The following is a 17,907-nucleotide window of genomic DNA, read 5'->3' on the forward strand; positions in this document are numbered from 1 at the left end:
GCTCTCGTAGGCGCGAAAGAGGCCCTCGTTCAGCCCCCTCGTTTCGCGCAGGCAAAGGGCGGTCGCCGCGTCGCCGAAAAACTCAAGAATCTTGGCCCCGGCCACCAAACCACCCGAATAGTGAGCGTCTTTTGGGCCGAGTTTCCGGCGCACCGTGGCCTTCCAGCCGAGGCGCGGGCGTACCCGAAGTCTTGCGGATGATCTCATGCACGATGAAATTGGCCACCTCCGAGGGCTTGGTGCCCGGACCGAAGCCGGCGTCGAATCCCACGGACCGGGCGATCCGGTGGTCGATGCGCGGCCCGCCCGCGATTTTCACCAAGTGGGGCGTCAGGCGCGCCTCGTCCCGCACCATCCTGGAGAGGGCCTTCAAGTCCTCGAGGTGCTGGTCCTGCTGGGTGACCATCTTGGAAACGAGGATCGCGTCGGCCTTGAGCTCGACGGCCTTGTCCACGAGGTGTTGATTATCCACCTGGGCTCGCAGGTTCACCACCTTGAAGAAGGGATAAGACTCGAGGCCCTTGTCGCCTGAAATCCCCTTGATCGACAGGATCGCGTCGATGCCGACCGTATGCGCGTCACTCCCCGTCGTGGCGCCGATCACGACGATCTTCCGCCGGATCTCCTTCTGCGCCAGCGCCGTCAGCTCCTCGGCGGGCAGGACGGGAAAGGCGGGCTTGTGCAGCGTGATTTTCGTGAGATCGACGTGCGGCGCGGCGGACCCGTAGGCGACGAAAAAGCTGAATTCCTCGCCCATGGGCTCCATCGAGCAAACTTGGGGATGAAGGAAGCCGAGTCTTTCCAGGTAGAGACGGGCGGCCTCCTTCGCCAATTCCCCCGCCGGAACGGGAAGCGTGAAGGAGAGCTGCATCTTCCCGTCGTCCCAATGGTCGCCGTAAGGTTTGACTCGATTCTTGTCCTTTCGCTCGACCTTTTCCGATTTCATGTCGGAGTCCCTTCAGGCGGAGGCGTCGACGGCGGGACGCCGCCCTCGCGGCCCTGTCGGTTCTCGGGACGCCCGCCTCCCCTTCCACCCCTCCGCCTGCGGCGGCCGCCGCCCCGTCCTCGACCGCGCCGGTCGTCCATGCGCTCCGGGCGCTGCCTGCGGTCCTGCGGATGGACGGCGAGAAACGGATGTTCCTGGAATTCGGGTTTCCGTTCCAGAAGCTTCAGAACCGGATTCCAATAATGCCGGTCTTTCTTGACGACGCCGTCCAGGCCCCGGCCGCCGTCGATCGCGCGCTCCATGTTGGCGAAAAGGCCCTCGGCGATCGCGTTCATGAGACCCATCTTTTCCACCTTTTGCAGGAGACGGTAGGCGTCCTCGAGGACGGAACGGGCCCGCCGGATCACCTTGCCGTTCGGGCTCCACGAGATCTCGTCACCCAGATCTCGCGCCGCCTTGAAGATGTAGTTGGCCGCCTTGAGGCTCAAGAACCTGTCTTGAAGGAGCGGATTGTGGATCGCCTCCGTGGGCATGCCCAAGAGTTGGATCTCCTGATGGGTCATCACGCCCACCAGGTTGAACATGCTATCGAGGACGTGGCCGAAGAAAATGTCGCCCGTCATGTGCCGCGTGGGCGGCATGTACTTGATGGGATGGTGGGGAAAGATCTCCCGGACCATCTCCGCCTGGGCGATCTCGTGGAGGAAGCTGTCTTCGATCTCCGGGTCCATCTCGAAGGCGTGCCCCAACCCCAATTGCTGCTCGCGGAGGTTCGCCGCCAGGCCCAGCTGTTCGTTGATGAACTGCGAGGCGAGCACCTGGGGAAAGGCGCGGAACGACTCCGCGGTCGTGAGGTAGTTGTCCTCGCCCGTATTGATGATGATCCCCGCGTGCGCGATCACGAGGCGCGAAAAATACTGGTCCGTGAACGTCCGCTTCATGTTGATGTCGCGGAAGAGGATGCCGTACATGCTGTCGTTCAGGAGATAATCGAGCCCTTCCAACGCGCCCAGGACGGCGATCTCCGGCATGCAGAGGCCGGAGGAGTAATTCACGAGACGGATGTAACGTCCCGCCTTACGGCCCGCCTCGTCGAGGGCCTTCCGCATGATGCGGAAGTTCTCCTGCGTCGCGTAGGTCCCACCGAAGCCTTCGGTTGTCGCCCCGTAAGGGACGTGGTCCAAGAGGCTCTGGGCGGTGCTCCGGATGACGGCGATGCAATCGGCCCCTCCCGTCACCGCGGCCCGCGCCTGCTCGACGTCCTCGTGGATGTTGCCGGTCGCGACGATCAAATACTTGAGGGGCCTCGGCTCGCGCCCGCCCATGGATTCGCGGGTCTTCCGCTTGCGTTCGGACGAGTCCTCGAGCTTGCGGACGGCGGTCCGGGCGAGCGGCTCGGTAGCGCGCCGGATGGCGTCGAAATCCGCCTCGGGCAGATCGTCCCACTTGAGTTTTCCCTCCGCCGCCTTGAGGCAGAGGCTGATCGGAGAGCTCCGGTGGTGAGCCATCGCCCGCCCTAACCAATGCAGGACGCCCATCGCCAGCTTGTCCTTGGGGAGGGTATCGACGACGACGTTGACCAGCGGCCTCCCCTTGTAGGGCTCTTCGATGCCGATCAAACGGAGCGTGGCCCGTTCGACGGAGACGGTGGTGTGGTGGTCGACGACGTTTTGGATCTGCAGCGCGATCTTCCGCGCGGCGATTCGGCAGCTTTCGACCTTGTCGCGGTCGAGATTCAGTTTTGACACGAACGAAATCCTCTAGTTTTTGGGCTCGATGCCCACGGCACGCCCCTGGAGAAGCCTCTCGGGTCCCTCGGCCTCCAGGTGGGGGTACCTTTTCCGGATCTCATCGGCGGTCGAGCACGCGCAGTCGGTCTCTTCCGGCTGCGTGTAGGAGGACAAAAATCCCCGGTAGTTCCGGACGACCACCCGCTTGTCCGACTCGGTGATCAGGTACTGCGGCATGATGGGCACCTTGCCCCCGCCGCCCGGCGCGTCGATGACGAACTCGGGGACCGCCAGCCCCGAGGTGTGCCCCCGGAGGCTCTCGATGATCTCGATCCCCTTCTGCACCGGAGTCCGGAAATGCTCGATCCCCTCCGAGAGATCGCATTGATACAAGTAATACGGCTTGACCCTGTTCTTCAAAAGCTCGTGAAACAAACTTCGTAAAATGACCGGGTCACTGTTTATTTTCCTCAATAATACCGTCTGGTTGTGAACCGGAATACCATGGTCGACCAGGGTGGCACAAGACCTTTTCGCCTCCGGGGTCAGCTCATAGGGGTGGTTGAAGTGCGTCATGAAGTAGAGGGGGGCGTACTTGCGGAGCATGACCGCCAGGTCCTCCGTGATTCTCATGGGGCAGACGACGGGGATGCGCGAGGCGACGCGGATGATCTCGATCGTCGGAATCTGGCGCAGCCTTTGGAGGCAGCCTTCGAGGTATTTGTCTCCGACGAAGAGGGAATCGCCGCCGGAGACGATAACGTCCCGGACCTCCGGGTGCGCCCTCAGATACTCCATTGTCATGTCGAGCTCGCGTTCGGTCCTGTGCCCCTTGGCGAGGACGATCCGCCGCCGCGTGCAGAAGCGGCAGTACATGGCGCAGGACGTGGTGATGAGCCAGAGGACGCGGTCGGGATACCGGTGGACGAGCCCGGGCACCGGGCTGTTCTCGTCTTCCCCGAGCGGATCGCGCATGTCCGCCGGCGCTCGCTTCATCTCGCTGAAGCTCGGGATCGTCTGGAGGCGGATGGGGCACTCGGGGTTGTTGGGATCGATAAGGCTCGCGTAGTAAGGCGTCGTCGAAAATTTATACTCCTCCGCCGTCGCCCTTCCCGCGTCGACCTCCTCCAAGGTCAGAGGGAGTATGTGCGCCAGCTCCTCGACGCTCCGGATCAGGTTGTGATACTGCCACTCCCCGCTGTTCCACTGATCCGGGGTCACGTCCTTCCATGGAAGATATTTTCTCCAATACTCGCCGTTGTGCGTCATGACGGGCCTGCCTTCGCCTCAAGTCTATCACGCGCCAAACCTCGCCTCAAACCACTCGCGAAGGTCCGGGAACTCGCGAACGAGGTTTAACGCCAGGTCCGCGTGTCCCGGATAGTAGCCGTTCCCCATGATGAGTCGCGTCTCGTGCCCGATCCCTTCGGCCCCCAGGACCGCGGCTTGGAACCTCGTCGCCATGTTGAAGAAAAGCGCGGCCCCCGACCGTTTCGCGGCCAGGATCGTCGCCATTTCGGTGCCCGGAACGTTGACGCAGTTGACCACCAGGTCCGCCATGCGGGCGCCCGTGGCCTGCGAAACGAGCCTGAGGGTTTGACGCGCATCCAGGAGATCCGCTTCCAAGACGGCGTCGGCGAACGTCAGTCGCCGGGCCGCCGCGACGGCCGCGGCGTCCTTCTCCAGGAGGAAGACGTGGCCTCCCTTGCCCGTCTTTTTTCGGGCCTCGGCGGCGGCCAGTACGCCGGCCTTCCCGGCCCCGAACACGACGACGGTCTCCCCCACCTTCACCAACTGCGGAATCCAGGCCGGGGCCCCGCAGACATCAAAGACAGCCAGCGCGAGCGGCTCCGGAAAATCCGGCGGGAGCCGGTGGGCGATCCCCGATTCGAAAAGGATCGCGTGTCCCTGGACGGAGACCTGTTCTTTGTCCAGGTCGATCCCTTCGACCCCGTCCAAGTGGAGCGGGGTCAGGGTCAGGGACACGAGGGTCGCGATCCGTTCCCCCTTCCGGAAGCCCTTCTTTTCGGCTAAGGGCCCCACCTCCTCGACGGACCCGAGCAAGGTCCCTCCCGAGTTCGTCGCCGGGTTGTGCATCTTGCCGCGCGACCGGACGATCTGATGGATCTCGCGCGCCATCGCCCTCAGGTCCCCATGCGCCGCGTCCTTCAGCTGGCGGAAACTCGCGGAATCGAGATTCAGGCGGTCGACACGGATCAGGATTTCATCGGCATAGATCGGAAGGGAGACGTCCAATCTCTCGGCGGCCTGGGGGAACGCGCCGGGCGGCGCCAAAACGCGGTGGATGCCGTAATGGTCTCCGCCGGAGCGCATCGTTCTATGTTATCACACCTTTGATTCGGAGCGCAGCGAAAGCAGAGAGACCGACTCGATGTGGTAGGTCTGCGGAAACATGTCGATCGGCTGGACCTTTTCGAGCCTGTAGTGCCGGCGCGTGAGCAGGTTGAGGTCGCGCGCAAGCGTCACGGGGTCGCAGGACACGTAGACGACCTGCCGCGGCTTCATGACGCAGACCAAGTCCAAGATCTCCTTGGCCCCGCGGCGCGGCGGGTCCAGGACCAAGAGGTCGGGCACGATCTTCCTGCGGTAGAGCTTCTTCAATCCCCATTCGGCGTGCCCGGCGATCCAATGCATGTTTGCGACCCCTCGTTCGTTCATCAGCGTCTCGGCGCGGTTCACGGCTTCCGCGCTTTCCTCCACGCAGTGGACCGCCCCGGCCCTTTCCGCGAGGGGGAAGCTCAAGTTCCCGGACCCGGCGTAAAGCTCGACGACTTTTTTCTTGCGCGTGAAGGCCGCTTCCGCCTTCCCGAAGGCGAAGTCCATCACGACCTCGACGAGTTTTTCGTTCTGAGCGCGGTTGACCTGCGAGAAGACGGCCGGTCCGGCCGATCTCTCCCGGACGTGGACCTCGGACGTTCCGTTCAGGGACAGTTCCAACTCCCCGGCTCCGATGGAAGACGCGCGTTTGAGCTCCTCCAACTTGGCGTTCAGCCGGGAATCCGCGATCTTGCATTCGCCGAAGGTCACGACCGAATGCGTTTTCGGGGCGTGAAAACCGATCGCTCCGCCGGCGTCGACCTGAAGCTGGATGCGGCTGCGGTAGTGCCACGGATGGGGAGCCCCCAAGATGGGCAGGACGTTGGGCTCGGCGACGCGGCCGACGCGCACGAGGGTTTCGAAGAGAATTCTCTGCTTCCACCGCAACTGGGCCTCGTAAGCGACGTGTTGCCATTGGCAGCCTCCGCAGGAGCCGAAGACCTCGCAGGGCGGCGCCGCCCGGTCCGGCGAGGGCTCGATCACGCCCGCCAGCTCGGCGCGCTCGTATTTGCCGTGGTCGGAAAGGACGCGGACCCGCACGCGTTCGCCGGGCACCGTTCCCGGCACGAAAACCACCTTGCCGTCGTCGCGGCCCACGCCCTCGCCTCCGAAGGCCAGGCTTTCAATGAGAATTTCTTTCTCGGCCATGACTACATTTTGAAGGACTTGAGGGCCGCTTGGTAGACCTTTTTCAGCGGGACGCCCTTCTTTTTGGCGAGGGTCTTGCAGGATTCATGCTCGGGAGAAGCATTCAGGACGCGGCCATGGGCATCGCGGCCCACCTTCACGACGGCCTCCCCGTACGGCGTTCGAACCCTTTTCAATTCTCGGGCCAACTCGAAGCGTTCGGCTTCCGTCACGCGAACGCCCAGGGTCGTCGTTTCCTCGAAAAAAACATGGAGTAAAACGTCTCTCCGCTTGGGCTCCGCCAACGCCCCTGCGAGAAAGGCCGGCCTGTTCTTTTTCATGACGATCGGCTGGAACCAGACGTCCAGTGCCCCCGCGTCAAAAAGGCGGTCCATGAGGATCTCGCACCACTCGGGATTCATGTCGTCCAGGTTGGATTCGAGGACGATCAGTTTGCGGGATTTGAAATCAGACACGATTGATCAAGTGCGCGGCAACCGCCGCACCGACTCCGTTATCGATATTCACGACCGTCACGCCGGGCGCGCAGCCGTTAAGCATGGCCAGCAGGGCCGCCACCCCGCCCAGGCCCGTGCCGTAACCGATCGAGGTCGGCACGGCGACAATGGGCTTGCCGACCAGGCCCGCGACCACCGAGGGCAAGGCGCCTTCCATGCCGGCGACCACGACCAGGACGGAAGCCTCCCGAATGCGATCCATCTGCGCGAACAGGCGATGGATGCCCGCGATGCCTACGTCGTAAATGCGCTCCACCCGGCTTCCCAGGAGCGAGGCCGTCACGAAGACCTCTTCGGCAACCGGGATGTCGGACGTTCCGGCGGCCAAGATGAGCATCATCCCCTTGGTGTCCGTCTTTTCTCTCGGTCGAAGCCGGAGGGAAAACATCCGGGCCTCCGGATGATAATTCCCCGACGGAAACTCGCGCATCAGCCGGCCGCCCTTTTCCCCGTCAATGCGGGAGACGAGGACCAACGTCTGCTTTTCCGTCATTCTGCGGACGATCGGCACCAACTGATCGAGGGTCTTGTTCTCCCCCCAAACAATCTCGGGGACGCCCGTGCGGGCCTCGCGCAGATCGTCGATGCGGGCGAATTGTGTCAAATCCGGATTCATTCGATCTCGACGAGCACTTCGTCGATCGACCGATCCGTAGCGGTCTTGATGAGGAAAGTCAAATTACCGAAGTGGAAGACATCGCCCGTCTGCGGGAATTTCTTGAACTGCGTGAGCAAGAATCCGGCCAGGGTCTCGTAGTTGCCCTTGGGCAGGCTCCAGCGGAATCTTTCGTTGATCTCGTCCACCGGAATCCGCCCTTCGAAGAGGTATTGCGAGGGGCCGACCTGTTTTCCGTGGAGGCGCTCGTCGTCGTACTCGTCTTGGATTTGGCCGAGCACGGCTTCGACGATGTCCTCGAGGGTCACGATGCCCACGGCGCCCCCGAATTCGTCCACGACGACGGCGAACTTCGTGTTCCTCTCTTGAAAAATCCGGAACAGGTCCTGCACGCCCATCTGCGGCGGCACGTAGACGGGGGATTCCATGAGGGCGGTCACCGGCGCGCGGTCGTCCTTCGCGAAAAGGAGGGACTGAAAATTCAGGACCCCGATGATGTTGTACGCCCTCTTCTGAAAGACGGGGAAGGACGAGTAGCCCTCTTCACGGCAAATCTCCACCGCCTCACCCACGCTCGTCGAGTCGCGCAGGCTGAAGACCTCGATCAATGGCGTCATGATCTCGTGCGTCTCCTTCTTGGCGAAGGTCAGTATCTTGAGAAGGCTCTTCTTGAAGACGGGCGAAAGCTCCCGCGGCGCCTCCGACTCTTTCAGGAGGAATTCGAGTGAGTCGCGGGTGACCTCGTGGCCGTGCATGAGACTCCCCTGGACGCCTCCCAGCAGCCAGAGGGTCAGCCTCGAAAGAGGCCAGACGATCGGCCAGCAGACGAAAGAGAAGACGTAAACCACCGGCGCGACCAGGGGCGTCAGGCGGTCCGCCCACTGCTGAAAGAGGCTCTTGGGCACCGCCTCGCCGAAGATGAGGACGAGCGGCGAAAGCGCGAGGCCGAAGAACTCGTAATCCACGCCGAAACGGTCGAAGATAAAGAAGGTGATGAGCGTCGAATTGGCGACGATGAAGAGGTTCTGGCCAAGCAGCGTCGTGCTGAAGAGCCAGGCGGGACGTCGCGCGAGCGAAAGGGCGATCTTCGCCCCCTTGTGCCCCTTCGCGGCGCGATGCGCGAGCTTGAGCTTGTCCGCGGAGACGAACGCCAACTCCGACCCGGCGAAGAACCCTTCGAGGGCGAGGCAGGCGGCGGTCCAAAGGATGAGAGCGGTCCAAGTCATAGAAATCGTCACCACGTCTGCGGGAAAAATCTTTTCAAGAGATCGTCCATCGTCACCAGGCCGATGACCTTCTGCATGCGGTCCTTCACGACACCCATGTGCACGCGGTAATGCTGGAATTTTTGGAAAACATGGTCGAGCGTCTCGTCCGGAGACACCTCCATGTGGGGCTTGAGGATGTCCCGCAGGGAAAAGACCTCCGCGTCCCGGCCGTCATGACGGTACCGAAGGAGCTCCTTGGCGTAGAGGACGCCGATGATCTGGTTCAGGTTCTTCTCATAGACGGGGATCCGGGAAAACCTCTTCTCGCGGATGACCCGCAGGATCGCATCCAGCGTCGCCCCCGCCTCGATCGCGACGATCTGTTCCCTCTGGGTCATCACCTTGAAGAGTTTGTGCGCGGAAAAATCGAGGGCGTTCTGAATGAGCGTCCGCTCCAAGTCCGCCAGCGTCCCCTCCTGCTTGCCGTGTTCGAGAAGGCTTCGGAGCTCTTCCTCGACGATCAAGCGCCGGCCTTTCTTGGGATCGCCGCCGAAGAGTCTTACGATCCCGTCAGCGATCTTGGTGAAAACGATCCGGAAGGGATAAACCACCCAGGCAAAGAGCAGGTACGGCACCACCAAAACCTGCGCCGCCAGCACCGGAATGCGGATCGAGAAATTTTTGGGCAGTATCTCCCCGAAAATGAGGATCACGACGGTCGTCACCGCCGTGGAGACGAGAAAGGCCGACCGCACCGGCATGCGCGTGAGGACGTCGTAGGCAAGGCTGCCGGCGATGATGGAGATGGCCACGTTGACCAACTCGTTTCCGAAAAGGAGCGTCGTCAGGAGCTCGCGCGGTTTTTCGAGGACCCGGTGGATCAGCGTCGCGACACCCCCCGACTCCTTGAGGCGGAAGCGCTGCATGGGGCTGAGCGAAAAGAGGGCCGTCTCGAAGCCGGAGAAGGCGGCCGACATCGCCAGAAACAATATGAGGATGAGAACGCTCATCGTGATGACTTGATGTCAAAAGTGCCGGAAGCCGGAAAAGTCCCCCGTGAGGACGGTCCCGTCGCTCCGAACCCAGCGCAAGCCGCGGGACTTGGGGGTGATGATACCGAGGTTCGTGATGGGAATTCCACTGATTTTCTTCGGGATTTTGACGCGGGGGGATGCGGCGAACAGGAGCTCGTAATCCTCGCCTCCGTTCAAGGCCAATGCTAGCGGGTCTTCCCCCAGCCGGCGGGCGGCGGCCGCCAGACCCCGGACCGTTGGGATCGCGCCGACGTTCACCTCCGCCCCGACCCCCGAAGCCTCGAGGAGATGAGGCAAGTCGCCCGCCAATCCGTCCGAGAGGTCCATCAGGGCGGTGACGCCGGGCGTCCTCGCGAGGGCCGACCCGACCGTAATGCGGAGCGGCGGCCTCCGATGCCGCGCGATGAACGCGCCGAAGCCCCGTCTTCCCTTTTTCAGCGCGGCCAAACCGAGCGCCGAACCTCCGAGCGCGCCCGTCACGTAAAGACGGTCTCCGGCGCGCGCGCCGCTCCGGAGCAGGACACGCGGTCCGGCCTCCCCGATCAGGGCGACGTTCACAATGAGTTGCTTGGAGGCGTTGGTGTCTCCCCCCACGATGGAGACGCCGGTGCCGTCCCCGGCGAGTCTGAGCCCGTCAAAGAGCCGCTCCGCGTACCGGCCACGGGTTGCGCGGGGCAATCCCAACGACACGAGGGCGAATCGCGGACTCCCTCCCATGGCGGCGACGTCCGAGAGGTTCACGCGCATGGCCTTGAAGCCGATGTCCTCGGGGGTCATAAAATCGCGGCGGAAATGAACGCCTTCGATCAGAAGGTCGGTCGTCAGCAGAATGGTTCTGTCTCCGACACGGACGGCCGCCGCGTCGTCCCCGGGACCGACGGCGACACAGCGCCCTTTCGGCAACTTTGACGTTAGCCGGCTGATGAGCTGGAATTCATTGAGAGGCATCTCACGGCACTTCCCGGATTTCACCCTGTTGAACGGTCAGGATCGAGAGGCGCCGGCGCGCGTCGCCTTCATTGTCGAAGGAAATGCTGCCGGTGACCCCGGCGAAGTTCCGCTTCTTGGAGAGGGCCGCCTGCAGGGCCGAACGGTCCGCGGACGGATTGTCGCGCAACACTTCGCCCGCGAGCCTCATCGTGTCGTAGGCGTAGGCCTCCAGGATCGTCGGTTCGAAGCCGTAGGCGCCCTGGAAGGTCGCGACGAAGTCGCGGACGCCGAAGCTCGAACTCTTGGCGTAGAATCCGTTCACGTACACGGCGCCTTCGAGGGCCTCGGCGCCGGCGTTCAAGAGGCCCGGATGGTCCCAGCCGGCGCCTCCGAGGAGCTTGATGCCTTCGATGCCCGTGATCTTCATGGCGGCGACGACATCCGGGATCTTGCGGTAGACGTCGGGGACGAACAGGGCCTCGAACGCGACGGGGGCGTCCGGCGACTGTTCCGGGCTGGACGACTTGAGCGTCCTCAAGGCGTCGCTGAAATTGCGGGACTCCGGGGGATAAGACGCCTGGGCCACCAACTTTCCGCCGCAACGGCTCACTTCCTCCTCGAACGCCCTCTTGTACTCCTGGCCCGCCGGCCCGTCCGGGTAAAGGATGGCGTATTTTTTGTATTTCTTGGCTCCGCAGGCGTAATCCACGAGGCTCGCGACCTGGTCGGCCACGGTGAGAAAGTTGCGGAAGACGTAGAGCCCCTGCCGGGCGACATCCGCCTTCTGCGAAAGGGTGACCAGCGGCATTTGCGCCGACTCGGCGGCGGCGGCGGCCTGATCCACTTCCACCTGTGCGAGCGGGCCGATCACCAACCGGACGGCCGGATCGGCCGCAAACTCGGAGATGATTTTGGCCGAAACCTTCGGGTCGCCCTGGGTGTCGCGAACGATCAGGTTCAGCCTCAAGTCCCCCCGACATGGGGCGAACACGCCGGCCCCGCATTCGAGCCCGTGCAGGACCGACTCGCCGTAGACGGCGTACTTTCCGGTGAGCGGCAACAGGACGCCCACGGCGCCGCGACGATCTTCGGGGGGGAGGGGCCCCACCCCCTGCCCGCGCTTCTCCAGCTCGGCCAACAGAGCCCGGGCATCGGCCATGAACTCACCCTTGGGGTCGCCCTGTGCGTACGCTAAAGCCCACACGCCCGCGCGGGCGTAGTCGCCCTTTTGGTCATAAAGACGGGCGAGCTTCCACGCCAGGTAACCTCCGGACGTCTTGCCCTCGAAGCGTTTCCAAAGCCCTTTCAATTTGGACGGATTGCCGAGATCACCCTCGTCCGTATCGGACGCGATCCACGCGCGCAGCTCATCCCTCGCCGTCTTCTGGCCCACGACCCAATTGAGGTCGCCCACCTTAGATTCGCCAGGCTGGAGCCCCTCGTAGGCATCAATCGCCTCCAAGTAGCCCTGTTTTTCCTGAAAGGCATCGCCGGCCTTCTTGGCCGTCGTCACGCGCAAGGAGGCCGCGCGGACGGCCACCCGCCGGTCTGTGTTCTGCGGCGGGATCCGGTCCAGCGCGTCGAACACCTTCGCCGGCTCCTCGAGGTAGGAGTGCGCCACCGCCTGCTTGTAGATCGCGTACGCGCCCCACTCGGGATGGACTCCCCGCTCGCGCGACTTCTTGTAACGGGCGATCGCCCCCGGATAGTCCTTTTCGGTGAAGGCGATCTCGCCGAGGCGAAAGTGGGCCTTCGGCGTGAGGGCGTTGTAGGGGAATTGGTCGATGTACGCCGCGAAGGCCGTCTTGGCCTCGTCGACCTTTCGGGCGAGATAGAGTTTTTCCGCCTCCTGGAAACTTTTCTCCATCTCGGGCGTCTTCGTGAGCCGGCTCAAGCCGGACGCGCCGGGCTTTCCACCCCCGCCGCCGGTCGCGCATCCGGAGACCCACAGGAAGACGGCAAGCATCATGCACACCGGCAAGACGCGGGCCTGACGGTTCACGTTTTCTCCTTGGAGGAGGCGGAGGCGACCGTCACGCGGGCGGCACGCAGAAGGCGGCCGTTCAGGAGATAGCCTTTTTGGTAGACGCGCACGACCGATCCGGGCGCGTATTCCAGACTCTCCTCCTGCTGAATGGCCTCGTGAAAGGCGGGATTGAACGGCTCCCCGAGGGCCCGGACCTCTTCCACGCCGCACTTTTTCAAAAAATGTTGGAGATGCTTGAGCGTCAGTTGAACGCCGTCGCGGAGCGTCTTGAACTCCGGAGAGGCCTGCGTCTCGTTCGAGTGCGAAAGCGCGAGCTCCAGATGATCCTTCACATCCAGGAGTTCCCGGAGCAGGTGCTCGCTCGTCGCCTGGCGGACCTCCTCCTTCTCCTTGGCCACGCGTTTCCGGTAATTCTCGAAGTCGGCGTACGTGCGGAGGTACTTCCCCTCCAGCTCCTTCACCTTGGCCTCGAGGGCGCTTTTGGCCCCGTCCACATCGTCTTCGGGGACGGTCTGCGTGATCTCGTCTTCCACACCCTCTTCGGATTTTTTCTTGCTGACGTCTTCGTTCATAAAGTTTTTTTAAGGGGCGGTGAAATATAGATAAAGACCTCTGACAAGGGCAACAGGAGATTTGAAGTGACGCGCCGCAGCGGCAACTAATTAGCAACCTGCCTCAGGCCTCTTCGAAGACCGGGGCAAGAGATCAACGACAACCGAATATCACAAGCCCCAAGGAGGCGAGTATGAAGAAGACATGGGCGATCCTTTTTCTGCTCATCATGACGGCGGTTACCGCCTTCATGGCCGGTGACGCCGATGCATTTCTTTGCGTCGAGCCGGTGCACCCCGCGTTGGAGTTCAGTCCGCCGGGACTGGATTTCGGAGCGGTCCCCATCAACGGCTCCAAGTCAATGGGGCTCACCGTCACTTACCACAGCCAACGCTACTACGAGGGCAGCCTCTGCGTTTGCCGGTGCACCAATCCGGCCAGCGCCTCCGTAACGCTCTCGCTGCCGGCCGGCTCGCCGTTTACCGTGGACTCGACGTCCTTCACCCTCTCCGAGGAACAGTCGAAGACCGTTCAGGTCACTTACCATCCGACGGGCGCCGAGGGCATCCATACGGCGGACCTCACGGCCTCATTTTCGGCCGGCCCGCAGACCTTTGCGGCGAATCTGGTCGGCGCCGGATTCGTCGGGCAATCCAACCTGAACATCAGCGTGACCAGCTGGGATTTCGGTAACACGGAGATCGGCGTCGCCAAGTCCAAGGGGATCTTCATCCAGAACGAGGGATCCGCCCAACTTCTCGGCACGCTCTCGACCGCGTCGCCCTTCGGCGTCTCCTCCAGTTCCTTCTCGGTCGCGCCCGGATCCAACTACACCTTCTTTGTTTCGTTTCTGCCCGCCTCCCCGGGGCCGGCGTCGGGCGTCTTGAACGTCTCGAGCAACGACCCGGACGCCCCAGCGTTGGCCATCGCCCTGACCGGCAACGGGGTTCAACAGTACCTCGGGATTTCCACAGACAGCCTCGACTTCGGGACGATTCCGGCCGGCGAGAGCCTGACGAAGTTCGTTCGTGTCACCAATCTGGCCTGCACCTCGTGCGGCGACCCGTTCATCCTCAACCTGAGCAATTTCGGCGTGAACGGGGGATTCATCGTCACGCCGCCGGCGGACGTTTCGCTCGCCGCCGGCGAATCCGCCGTCATCGGGGTCACGTTCGCGCCCTCAGGGAGCGGATCCAAATCGGGCAAACTCAGCTTCAGCACGAACGATCCGTTGAACGCGAATCTCCAAGTCGATCTCTCCGGCATTGCCGTCAATTCCAACCTGGACCCGTCTCTGCTCAGCATCGATTTCGGCGATTCGCATCTGGGCGCGACCAAGACGCGCACCTTCTCCATCCGGAACAAGGGCCTCTCGACGCTGACGATCTCCGGCATCTCCGCGCCCTCGTCCCGCCTCACCGTGGTCCCCTCCTCCGCCTCGATCGCGGCGGGCGCAACCCAAAGCTTCGAGGCCCGGTACACTCCGACATCTTTAAGCGCCACGACTCTCCCGAACGAGGTCTTGAACGGCCAGCTGACGGTCTCAAGCAATGACCTCGGCTTGCCATCGATGAAGATCGACGTGGCCGGCCGGGGTGTCTCGCCCGTGATGAGCGTGACGCCGTTGGACGGCGCGCTCGCCGGCTCGCAGATCGACCTGGGAACACTCTACGCGGGAGACGTGGGGTTGTTCCGCCTCCACGCCACCAACACCGGAAACGAGCCCCTGACGATCGCGGGCGCGACGACGTCGCTCAGCCTCCTTTCGGCCCAGGGATTGCCGCTCACGGTGGCCCCTCAGTCCACGGCGACGTTCTACGCTCGCTACGCGCCCGCCGCAGAGGGATCTCACTCTGCCGGCTGGACGATCGCCTCCAACGACTTTTTTCAACCGTCGGCCGCTCTCGCTCTCAAGGCCACGGCCGTCTCGTCCCTGGACCTCGCCGCCGACCGCCTGGAGATCACACAGGGCATCCAGGACCCGGACAACAGTCTCCCTCTCCTCGCGGGCAAGAGGACGGTCGTGCGGACGTTCGTCGCATCGACGATCCGAGGCGTCGCGAACACCTCCAATACCATCCGTCGTGTCGACGGCGTCCTGCACGTCCTGAAAAACGGATCGGAGGTGCCGGGCTCGCCACTGGCCTCCCAGAACGGCCCGATCTCCGTGGTCCCGTCCCCCGACCGCAAGGTCTCCGACGCGACGCTCAACTTCGCGGTGCCCGAATCTTTCGTGAAGGGAACGGAGTCCGACCGGTGGACCTTCCGCGCGGACATCAACCCCGCCGCGGGGGGACGCGTGGAACGATTGATGGAGTCCGCTTACGGCAATAACGTCGTCTCCGAGGAGCTGTCCCTCTACGAGAACTACAAGCCCGTCGTGCATTACTTTCCCCTCACGTTCGTGGACGGCAGCAACCATGTCCTCTACGCCCTGCCCAATGAGACGCGCATGGCCGAGGGGGCGAATCTCCTAAAAAAAATCTTTCCGGTCTCGGGCCTGACTTACGTCCGCCGCAATCCCATCGCGCTGCGCGAAGGCTGGGGGAATGACAAGTGGTTCCAGGCCCTCTTCTTCGCCGCCCACCTAGGCAACCAGCCCGTGCCGGACCGCGTCTACGGCTGGCTTCCGGAGAGTTTCAACGGCGGGCGCGCGGAGGACATTCCCGGACGCGTCGCCTACGGAGGCGGTCTCGCGTCGCCGGTGGTCGGCCAGGAGACGTTCGCCCACGAGATGGGCCACACCTACGGCCTCTGCCACACGCATTACGTGGAACGCTACGGCGGGAGCGGAGACCGTTGTTTCGCGACCTTGGACGGCGAGAACTACGACGACGGCCACGCCATCCAATTCAGCGCCATCACGGAGGTCGGCTTCGACGCCGATTCGCTCCGGACGGTCGCCCCCATCGCGTGGTCGGCCTACGGTTCCTGCTGCGCGGACGTGACCTGCGACAACGGGCTCACCTACACGGACTGCACGGGGGCCGTTCAGGAAGGCTGTCACACCAGCCAATGCGTCGCGGTCACCTGCGGCGACGGCTCCGGCTTCACCGACTGCGCGAACCAAAGCGTCCCCGCCGGCTGCGTCGGAAAGATCACCAAGTCCTGCTCGTCCTCCGGCGCCATCGACGTCATGGCCTACCGGCAGAACTCCGGCCAGTCCCGATGGATCCACCCGCAGCGCTATCAATACCTCTTTCAGAGGCTCCGGAGCCGCGCGGCCGACCCCAGCAACAGCCGCGGCTGCGGCAACCTCAAGAGCTGCGCGGCGACGGAAAGCCGGCCGTCGCTCCTCATCGCGGGCCAGATCACGTCGGACGGCTCCGCCGGCATGTCTCCTCTCTACTCGTCGTCTTCCATACCGGACCTCCCGGACGACGGCGCCGCCGGCTCGACGCCCTACACGCTCCGCCTGATCGACGCGGCCGGGGCCGCCCTGATGGACTATCCCCTCCGGTCGGGGCAGGCCTCCGCCCTGGAGGATGCCGACCAGCCGGGCCCGGGCGGCCTCGCGTTCTCGCTCGTGGTCCCCGAGCTCGACGGCTTGGGCGGCGTCCAGCTTCTAAACGGGGACGACGTTCTCACCGAGCGCCGGCGGTCCGCCCACGCCCCCGCCGTCACGGTCACCTCTCCCACGGGCGGCGAGTTGATGGATGGCGTCCTTGCCGCCGCATGGAACGCATCGGACGAGGACGGCGACGCGCTCACCTACTCGGTCCTCTATAGCGCCGACGGCGGCGCGAGCTTCCGCGTGTTGGGAGTTGATCTGACCGACGTCTCGATCGCCTACGACGCCTCGCGCCTCCCCGGAGGCAAAGAGGCCTTCGTCCGCGTGATCGCAAGCGACGGTTTTCTCACGACGTCCGCCGATTCGCCCCCGTTCGCGGTCGGCGGCAAACCTCCCCAACTGACGATTTTGTCGCCCGCCGACGGTGAGACGGTCCTCGCGGGAGCGGCGGTCGTCTTAAGCGTCGAAGCCAGCGATCTGGAGGACGGCGTCCTGACGGGATCATCGATCCATTGGACATCCGACACGGCGGGAGACTTGGGCTTCGGCAATCCCCTGACGGCCAATCTCACGGCCGGCCCCCATCGGATCACGGCCCTGGCCGCCGATTCCAATGGCGACGAAACCGTCGCCACGGTCTCCGTACTCGTCGCCGACGGCGCGCACGCACCGCGCGCGGACGCCGGTCCGGATCAGACGGTGGATGAAAAATCATCCATCACCCTGGATGCCTCAACATCCTCCGATCCGGACGAGGGCGACGTCTTGAGCTACTCGTGGACCCAGGTATCCGGGCCGCCGGTCGCCCTCGGCGGCGCGAACACCGCGCAGGCGACGTTCACGGCCCCTTCCGTCGCATCGGACAAATCCCTCCAATTCGAAGTGGAGGTGACGGATGCCGACGGAAACACGGCGACGGATCGCGTGACCGCCGTCGTCAAGAACGTTGCGTTTCCATCCCTAATTCTCTCGACAAAGGAAATCGATTTTGGCACGGTCGCGGTGGGGGAACGAGCCGCCGCCGCTTTCACGATCACCAACGGCGGAAAAGAAACGCTGACCATCAAGGGGATGGAAACAAGCCGGACCGCGTTTTCGGCCGACCCCACCACGGCCACCTTGGAACCCGGACAATCGCTCGACATTCATCTGACCTTCCGGCCCGCGGAAGAGGCCGTGTACGCGTCCAACCTCTACGTGCGGAGCGACACCGCGGCCGGAGCGCTCTCCCGCATCGTTCTGAAGGGAACGACCAACCGCCCCAAGTCGGCTTGGAACGACAACGGCGCCGGCGCGAGCCTCCTGCCCCAAGCAGACGACGGAACCGGGGACGTTTCATTCTCGCCGGACCTCTCTCCCGGAGCAGGCAGCTCCGCCGGCGGATGCAGCCTGCTTGGAGGGGGATTTTGA

At 63.7% G+C, this 17,907-nt stretch carries 13 protein-coding genes; 1 reads left to right on the forward strand and 12 read right to left on the reverse strand.

Annotation, left to right across the window (positions count from 1 at the left end):
* Positions 1-82: 82 nt before the first annotated feature.
* The 12 genes from VLJ37_01575 to grpE are packed head-to-tail and all read right to left on the reverse strand — an operon-like array spanning position 83 to position 13,006.
* The gene (locus tag VLJ37_01575) at positions 83-946 is read right to left on the reverse strand and encodes an OAM dimerization domain-containing protein (GenBank protein HSA58358.1); all 864 of its coding nucleotides are present in this window, start codon (positions 944-946) and stop codon (positions 83-85) included.
* Entirely contained in the window at positions 943-2,694 is a 1,752-nt protein-coding gene (locus tag VLJ37_01580) for a lysine 5,6-aminomutase subunit alpha (GenBank protein ID HSA58359.1), read from the reverse strand. The genes VLJ37_01575 and VLJ37_01580 overlap by 4 nt, the downstream gene beginning before the upstream one ends.
* 12 nt (positions 2,695-2,706) lie before the next feature.
* Positions 2,707-3,945: a KamA family radical SAM protein gene (locus VLJ37_01585; protein ID HSA58360.1), complete on the reverse strand. Its 1,239-nt coding sequence runs from the start codon at positions 3,943-3,945 to the stop codon at positions 2,707-2,709.
* Positions 3,946-3,972: 27 nt separating this feature from the next.
* Positions 3,973-5,010 carry an L-erythro-3,5-diaminohexanoate dehydrogenase gene (locus VLJ37_01590; protein HSA58361.1) on the reverse strand — a complete coding sequence of 346 codons (1,038 nt, stop codon included), beginning with the start codon at positions 5,008-5,010 and terminating at the stop codon, positions 3,973-3,975.
* Positions 5,011-5,022: 12 nt separating this feature from the next.
* Positions 5,023-6,162, reverse strand: a complete 1,140-nt coding sequence (locus VLJ37_01595; GenBank protein ID HSA58362.1) for a class I SAM-dependent RNA methyltransferase — start codon at positions 6,160-6,162, stop codon at positions 5,023-5,025.
* A gap of 2 nt (positions 6,163-6,164) precedes the next feature.
* Entirely contained in the window at positions 6,165-6,617 is a 453-nt protein-coding gene (gene larC, locus VLJ37_01600) for a nickel insertion protein (protein ID HSA58363.1), read from the reverse strand.
* Positions 6,610-7,275, reverse strand: coding sequence for a nickel pincer cofactor biosynthesis protein LarB (gene larB / locus VLJ37_01605; GenBank protein HSA58364.1), 666 nt, complete (start codon positions 7,273-7,275; stop codon positions 6,610-6,612). The genes larC and larB overlap by 8 nt, the downstream gene beginning before the upstream one ends.
* Positions 7,272-8,501 (reverse strand): hemolysin family protein, encoded by a 1,230-nt coding sequence (locus VLJ37_01610; protein HSA58365.1) that lies wholly within the window; start codon positions 8,499-8,501, stop codon positions 7,272-7,274. Before VLJ37_01610 ends, larB begins: the two co-directional genes overlap by 4 nt.
* An 8-nt stretch (positions 8,502-8,509) precedes the next feature.
* Entirely contained in the window at positions 8,510-9,493 is a 984-nt protein-coding gene (locus VLJ37_01615; GenBank protein ID HSA58366.1) for a hemolysin family protein, read from the reverse strand.
* Positions 9,494-9,508: 15 nt separating this feature from the next.
* A complete protein-coding gene (thiL, locus tag VLJ37_01620; protein ID HSA58367.1) occupies positions 9,509-10,465 on the reverse strand; it encodes a thiamine-phosphate kinase in 957 nt (318 codons plus the stop codon).
* A gap of 1 nt (position 10,466) precedes the next feature.
* On the reverse strand, positions 10,467-12,449 hold the full coding sequence (locus VLJ37_01625; protein HSA58368.1) for a penicillin-binding protein activator: 1,983 nt from the start codon (positions 12,447-12,449) through the stop codon (positions 10,467-10,469).
* On the reverse strand, positions 12,446-13,006 hold the full coding sequence (gene grpE / locus VLJ37_01630; protein HSA58369.1) for a nucleotide exchange factor GrpE: 561 nt from the start codon (positions 13,004-13,006) through the stop codon (positions 12,446-12,448). Before grpE ends, VLJ37_01625 begins: the two co-directional genes overlap by 4 nt.
* A gap of 173 nt (positions 13,007-13,179) precedes the next feature.
* Between grpE and VLJ37_01635 the strand changes: the two genes are divergently transcribed.
* Positions 13,180-17,907 (forward strand): choice-of-anchor D domain-containing protein, encoded by a 4,728-nt coding sequence (locus VLJ37_01635; protein HSA58370.1) that lies wholly within the window; start codon positions 13,180-13,182, stop codon positions 17,905-17,907.

This window comes from bacterium (assembly GCA_035454885.1).
In the GTDB taxonomy this organism is placed as follows: Bacteria; UBA10199; UBA10199; order JACPAL01.

What these genes read in the sequence shown, in the direction of transcription:
- VLJ37_01615 (HSA58366.1), bottom strand. Translation starts at nt 9,493, where the DNA reads ATGAGCGTTCTCATCCTCATATTGTTTCTGGCGATGTCGGCCGCCTTC.
- grpE (HSA58369.1), bottom strand. Translation starts at nt 13,006, where the DNA reads ATGAACGAAGACGTCAGCAAGAAAAAATCCGAAGAGGGTGTGGAAGAC.
- thiL (HSA58367.1), bottom strand. Translation starts at nt 10,465, where the DNA reads ATGCCTCTCAATGAATTCCAGCTCATCAGCCGGCTAACGTCAAAGTTG.
- VLJ37_01610 (HSA58365.1), bottom strand. Translation starts at nt 8,501, where the DNA reads ATGACTTGGACCGCTCTCATCCTTTGGACCGCCGCCTGCCTCGCCCTC.
- VLJ37_01595 (HSA58362.1), bottom strand. Translation starts at nt 6,162, where the DNA reads ATGGCCGAGAAAGAAATTCTCATTGAAAGCCTGGCCTTCGGAGGCGAG.
- VLJ37_01585 (HSA58360.1), bottom strand. Translation starts at nt 3,945, where the DNA reads ATGACGCACAACGGCGAGTATTGGAGAAAATATCTTCCATGGAAGGAC.
- VLJ37_01635 (HSA58370.1), top strand. Translation starts at nt 13,180, where the DNA reads ATGAAGAAGACATGGGCGATCCTTTTTCTGCTCATCATGACGGCGGTT.
- VLJ37_01575 (HSA58358.1), bottom strand. Translation starts at nt 946, where the DNA reads ATGAAATCGGAAAAGGTCGAGCGAAAGGACAAGAATCGAGTCAAACCT.
- larB (HSA58364.1), bottom strand. Translation starts at nt 7,275, where the DNA reads ATGAATCCGGATTTGACACAATTCGCCCGCATCGACGATCTGCGCGAG.
- VLJ37_01590 (HSA58361.1), bottom strand. Translation starts at nt 5,010, where the DNA reads ATGCGCTCCGGCGGAGACCATTACGGCATCCACCGCGTTTTGGCGCCG.